Annotated in this window: 1 protein-coding gene; it reads right to left on the bottom strand. The window is 40.0% G+C overall.

Translation table 11 applies throughout. The annotated features are described in order from the left end of the window. Positions 1 to 5,714: YDG domain-containing protein (locus AAV96_RS00715; protein WP_046737925.1), on the bottom strand; the 5,714-nt coding region annotated here is incomplete at its 3' end. Positions 5,715 to 5,950: the final 236 nt, after the last annotated feature.

A 5,950-nucleotide genomic window follows, 5' to 3' on the forward strand; every position in this document is an offset into this window, starting at 1 on the left:
TTTACAATCGCACTGGTTGTACCATCGTAAACTTTGTCTTGAGCTGTTAATACACCTGTAATTTGCTTTTTACTAATGTTGGCAGTCACTTGTCCATTGGTTGTAAGGTCATAATTGCCTGCATCTAATCCAACCAAGCTACTTGAAGCGGTGACAACTTTGTTTTGACCCGCGTTCTTATCTACAAATTGCCCTGTTGTACCAACACTGACTTGATCACCTGTGATGACACCACCTGCATTCAAGCTGCCATTTACAATCGCATTAGTCGTACCATCGTAAACTTTGTCTTGAGCTGTTAATACACCTGTAATTTGCTTCTTGCTAATGTTGGCTTGTGCGGATGTATTCGCTGCAAGATCGTAGTTGCCTGCATCTGTACCAATGAGATTGCCCGATACATTTACAGTTTTATTCGAACCCGCATTTTTATCGGCAAATTGTCCTTGCGCATTCAGATTAACTTGATCACCTGTAATTAACCCATTCAAACTACCATTCACAATCGCACTGGTTGTGCCATCGTAAACTTTATACTGAGCCGTTAATACGCCTGTGATTTGCTTCTTGCTGATGTTGGCAGTCACTTGTCCATTGGTCGTAAGTTCATAGTTGCCTGCATCTAATCCAACCAAGCTACTTGAAGCTGTGACAACTTTGTTCTGACCTGCGTTCTTATCTACAAACTGTCCTGTTGTTCCAACACTAACTTGATCGCCTGTGATCACATCACTTGCATTCAAGCTGCCATTTACAATCGCATTAGTCGTACCATCGTAAACTTTGTCTTGAGCTGTTAATACACCTGTAATTTGCTTCTTGCTAATGTTGGCTTGTGCGGATGTATTCGCTGCAAGATTGTAGTTGCCTGCATCTGTACCAATGAGATTGCCCGATACATTTACAGTTTTATTCGAACCCGCATTTTTATCGGCAAATTGTCCTTGGACATTCAGATTGACTTGATCGCCAGCGATCACACCACCTGCGTTTAAGCTACCATTCACAATCGCACTGGTTGTACCATCGTAAACTTTGTCTTGAGCGGTGATGCTACCTGTAATTTGCTTCTTGCTAATGTTGGCAGTGACTTGTCCATTGGTGGCGAGTTCATAATTGCCTGCATCTGTACCACTTAAATTAGCTGATACATTTACATTTTTATTCGCGCCTGCATTTTTATCAGCAAATTGCCCTTGGGCATTCAGGTTGACTTGGTCACCTGTGATCAAACCATTCAAGCTACCGTTTACAATCGCATTGGTTGTACCGTCATAGACTTTGTCTTGAGCTGTTAATACGCCTGTGATTTGCTTTTTGGCAATATTAAGTGAACCATTTTCATATACGATATTATAGTTCGTAGTTGATGCTGCTCCAGCTACAGTGTTGGTATAACTACCTGCATTTCGATCGCTCGCACCAGAAGCAGTAACACCACTAAAGATATTTGCTTGATTGTTTGCATCATTGCCTTTCAAGCCTGAAATCGTAAATCCAGCGACATTCTGTACCTGACCATTATAGATCGTTGCTAGGCTATTTCCTTTAATTGTGGCAGTGGCTTTGGTAATGGTATATGTACCATTTACAAAAGTAAGATCATAGTTTTTATCGCCTTTTGCTGCATTACTATAAGCAACGGCATGCACATAATTTCCGGCATCTTTACGTGTTGCAACAGCATTCACCGCTAAAACAGACTCAGTTTCTCCATCAACTAAGCCATCTGCACGGAAACTATTAATTTGTTGGTTAAAACCATTATATTCACGCGTTTCATCCAGTGCGTAAACCGTTGCTTTCTTTTTATTAATAACAAACTTACCATCAACATACGCTATATCATAGTTTTTGGTACTGCTATTTTCGCCAGTCACCTTATTGCTATAAGTTCCTGCATCTTTACCTGAAGCACCTGTTATCGCGATATTTCCAAGTAAGGACTCAGCTTCCCCATTCACCAATCCATCAACCATATAATGTGGATTATTAATTGATTGAGTTTTACCGTTATAGATTGTTGAATCACTATTTCCAGTAACGGTAACTTTGGCTTTATTAATCGTTAAAGTGCCTTCATTTCCAATGAAATCATAGCCATGTTGGTTATCACTATAATAAATCGCTTTATAAAGACCTGCATCTGTTCCACTGGTTTGACCATTGGCAGTATATTTGCTGCTGTCTAATCCCCATACATCAGCAAAGTGTTGTTCTTTGCCTGTATAGGTTGTGGTCTTATCCGTAACAGATAAATCCTTAGTCGTCAAAAAGCTGCGTAGTAAAGGTACGCTTAGACCGTCATAAATACGCCATGCCGTCTGTTTCCCTCCTAATTTGCTATCTGCATTAAGGAAAGTAAATTTAGATGCATCTTTCATTTCAGCATTAGTCAAACCAAAACTTGTACTACTCCCCGCGCTATCATTTTGCAGTGTAGTCTCTTTATTCCAGTGACCATTACTCACGGTTGCATTGTTATTATTTCCAACTAAACCACCAATTAGACTATTCCCCGTAACACGTCCCGTGGCATAGGCATTTTGGATCGTTGCTTGGTTCTGGTTACTTCCCACCAAGCCAGCAACATTGCTCAATCCACTCACAGCACCAGTTGCATAGGTATCTTTAATGATTGCATTTTGATTAGTACCGACCAGACCACCAACATGGTTCTGACCTGTAACTTGACTAGTTGAGTATGCACTTTCTATTTTTGAACCATCTTGTTGCTGCCCAACCAATCCACCAACAGCATCACCCGTACCTACAACTGATCCAGTACTATAAATGCTATAAAGTTGTGAATTCTGTGTACTATTTCCAACGACAGCACCCACATGGTTTTGACCTTTGATATTGCTATTCACGACACCAAAGCTTTTAAGATTGGCGTTCTGAATATAGCCAAATAAGCCAACGTTATCCGTAGTCTCTCTATAAATATATAAGTCGGAAATTTGATGACCTAAACCATCCAATTTACCTGTAAAAGCATGACTACTATCACCAAGCGGATTAAAGCCGATACCATTTGCATCACCCCAAAACTGTGAGTTTTTGGCATCAATGTCATTACCCAGTAAGTAATTCCCTGCAAGATTTTGATTTATATTTTGTAGTTGATTTAGGTTTTGGATAACGCTGTAGTAACCACCCAATTGATCTTGTTTGTTAACGACTTGGTTTGGACCAATATGATCTTTAAAATACGGCGTGGTTTGATTATCAGCATTTGCCCAAATTTTATCAAAATCAAAGCCAACAAATTTATTCGCATTGAACATTTCATCACTGGTCAAACCACTGGTATTCGCACTGCCTGAACTGGTATCTAGTCCTGTTTTATTTTTATCCCAATAACTATTGGTTACAACACCCTGAACATTTTTGCCGAGTAAACCACCTACGGCTGTCGCCCCTGTCACTTTTCCAAGTGCATAGGTATTTTCAATCTTTGCAGCAAGGTTTTCTCCAACCAAGCCACCGACACGATCATTACCTGTGACTGCTCCAGTCGCATAAGCATTTTTGACCTCGGCGTCATAATAGTTATTTCCAACTAAACCACCGACATTTTGCTCACCTGTTACAGTCCCCGTGGCATAGGCATTATTGATTGTACCGCCATGGTTATTATCTCCAACCAGACCACCAACAATATCAGTACCATTCACATTCCCAGAGGCATAGACATTTTCAATAACTGCGCCATCATTGCCGCCAACTAAACCACCAATATAGGTTGAGTTTTGTGCGCCAGTGACATTCCCCTTCGCATAAGCATTTTTAATGGTACTGCCATCAAAGTTTCCTCCGACTAGACCACCAACAGTCCCATAACCTTGAACCGTTCCCGTATTAAATACATTCTCAACCAGACTCTGATGTGTACTTTGCCCGACCAAGCCACCAACAAAACTGTCACCAATGACTGAACCGCCAACCAAACCGACGTTACGAACTACAGCACCATCAATATGCCCAAACAATCCGACGTCATAACTATAGGGGCGATTGATCGTGAGATGACTCACTGTATGCCCTAAACCATCAAAACGCCCTGTAAAATAATCAAATTCATTACCAAGTGGATTAAAGCCTTTTTCGTCTCCAACACCCCAATCTTTGGTCACCGTCGCATCAATATCTGTTCCAAGTACGTAATTACCTGCCAGCGCACTATTGATATTTTGTAAAGCCTGTAAATCAGTCACAACCTTATAATCAATACGTTTGCTGACATCCGTACCCTTTTGCGTACTAAAATTTTGCCCTGCTTTTAAATTTATCTTCGCGCCATTTTTAATATAATAATTGGCACTCTCCTTGCCATTTTGCCCATATAACAACACCACTTTACCATCTTGGTTTTGTGCAGTAATACTGGCATTCACATTAATATCATTATGTGCTTTTAGCGTCAGTGTGGTGTCTTTATTCCATGTAACTGCTGCATTAACATTGATATCCCCCTTTTCTGACCCAGCATTTTGTGTTTCTAAAATGACGGAGGTACTGTTCAAATTATTTTGTAATGTCGTTGCACCAATACCACTACCAGTTTGAGCAGCCGAGCCGGCATTGATACTAAAATCAGTTGGGTCAATCAGCCACGTTCCTGTTTTACCGCTATCAGATAAAGTCGAAACGTGTGTGCTATCTGCAATTTTCACCTGGGCTGCACTAGTTTCAATGGAACCACCCGCCTGACCATTGCGACCTTCTGATTTTAAAACACCACTGACATTGGTTGTGCCTTGTTGCATATCCGCAAGCAAGACAATTTCACCTTTGGCATTTTGACTCAAACGATTGGCTTCAATAATACCGCTATGATTGACCACGGCTTTGCTTAAACTATCTTTGGCTTTTGCAGTTAAATAAATTGCACCGTTATTGGCAAGAATCGCGCCACGGTTATCAATCAGACCTTGCAATGTCCCAATTTCAACTTTGTATTCAGTCAGTTGACCATCTTGTAATTTTAAGGTGATTTGATCTGCTGCGGTTAAATGGATCACACCATTATGTGCTTGAATCTGCCCTTCATTGATGACGGTTGGTGCAATAAATGCAACGACACCACCATTGGCAATAACCGAGCCATAGTTCTCAATACTGGCAGCATTTCCCTGATTTTGAAGCTTAAATTTTCCACTGATAATATCACTATCTGTGACATTCAATGTTGATGCCACAATCCCACCGACATTCACTTGTGCCGTTTTAGAGAAAATCACACCATTCGGATTCAATAAAAAAACTTGCCCGTTGGCATTCAGTTTTCCCATGATTTGACTGGCGTTACTATCCAAAACACGATTTACTGCAATTGAAGAAGTATTCGGCTGATAGAAATTGACTGTCGCATTTTGCCCAATGTTAAAACTATCCCATTGGATGCCTACGTTTTGACTATTTTGATGGACATTTAACGTATTATTATTTTGACTGACTTGTGCTGAACCCACAGTGACACTGCCGCCAGTTGGCAATTGTACATCAGATACTCCTGCCCAAATTGAGATCGGAAGCAGTGCTAAACTTAATAGAGATAAACGTAGGGTCCGAAACCAAGTTTTTGTCTCTTTAACATGCCCTGTCACCATTGAGCTCTGACCGCCTCGCGAATGACTTCGTGTTAATTCCGAAGTCACTTGCCAACAACCTAAGCTTTTATTCCATACAGTTCTATAAACTTTATTCATTTCTACGCCACCCCAAAATTAATATCAGCGCCAAACTTAAAACTTCCATTTAAAAAATGGACTCAAAAATATAAGAATTATGTGTCCCCTCTATCATTTTTAATATAATAAAGGCAATTAAACACATTATTTAAGATATGAATTTTAAATAATAAAGGAGACACACAAAATAATCACAAAGATACATTAATTATATTTAATTTAAAACCCACTGCATTTTTAATTAAGACTAAAGA

It is taken from the genome of Acinetobacter sp. AG1 (assembly GCF_001005525.1).
In the GTDB taxonomy this organism is placed as follows: domain Bacteria; phylum Pseudomonadota; class Gammaproteobacteria; order Pseudomonadales; family Moraxellaceae; genus Acinetobacter; species Acinetobacter modestus.